Raw genomic sequence first — 1,090 nt, forward strand, 5'->3', positions numbered from 1 at the left:
AGAAAATGAAGATTGTCTGACTGTTTTATTTTATAATTAAAGTATTAGTGAATAGGTGGTGTTCTCAATGTTATCAAAACAAGAGGAATTAATTTTAAGTCCATATTACGAGTTGTACAACCTGGTAGTTCCAAAAGATAACCTACTGCGCCAAACAAAAGAACTCGTTGACTTCTCCTTTATTTTGGATGAACTTAAAAAAAATTATAGTATTGATAATGGTCGAAACGCCATACCACCCATTCGAATGTTCAAATACCTCTTATTGAAAGTGTTTTATGACTTATCAGATGTCGATGTTGTTGAACGATCTCAATACGATTTGTCATTTAAATACTTCCTAGATATGGCTCCTGAGGAGCCTGTAATTGACCCAAGTTCTCTTACTAAATTTCGAAGACTGCGTATTAAGGATATGAAATTACTTGATTTACTAATCGGAAAGACGGTAGAAATAGCCCTTGAACACAATCTTTTATTAGGAAAATCCATTATCTTAGACGCCACTCATACTAGTTCTCGATATAACTCAAAATCAGCTGCACAATACTTACAAGAATTGTCCAAAAAGCTTCGTAAGACGATTTACCAATATGATGAGAAAATGAAAGAAGCTTTCCCTAGTAAACCAGTTGACGGCGGTTACCAAGAAGAACTTACATACACCGAACAGTTAGTGTCTGTGGTTGAACAATCTCCACAAATCGCAAAAGTTCCTTCCGTGAAGGAAAAGCTAAACATTTTAAAAGAAGCCGTTGAAGATAGTAAGCATAATACCCATTTTTCAACGGATCCTGATGCGAGAGTTGGACACAAATCTGAAGACCATTCTTTCCATGGATATAAGACCCATCTCGCCCTTTCGGATGAAAGAATCATTACAGCGGCTATTATTACTTCTGGCGAAAAATCGGATGGTAACTATCTGCCTGACTTAATTGATAAAACGAAAAAAAATGGGGTGGAAATAGAGGCAGTCATTGGTGACAAAGCTTACTCTCGAAAAGAAAATCTCATATATGCCAATAAAGAAAAACTTAAGCTCATTTCTAAACTACATCCCCTTATAACACATGGCAGAAGAAAAGAA

General features: G+C 35.6%; 1 protein-coding gene. It reads left to right on the plus strand.

Translation table 11 applies throughout. The features are described from left to right. Nucleotides 1-67: 67 nt before the first annotated feature. A partial coding sequence (locus BVI01S_RS21825; protein ID WP_061811545.1) for an IS5/IS1182 family transposase occupies nucleotides 68-1,090 on the plus strand: 1,023 nt, incomplete at its 3' end.

This window comes from Rossellomorea vietnamensis NBRC 101237 (assembly GCF_001591825.1).
In the GTDB taxonomy this organism is placed as follows: domain Bacteria; phylum Bacillota; class Bacilli; order Bacillales; family Bacillaceae_B; genus Rossellomorea; species Rossellomorea vietnamensis.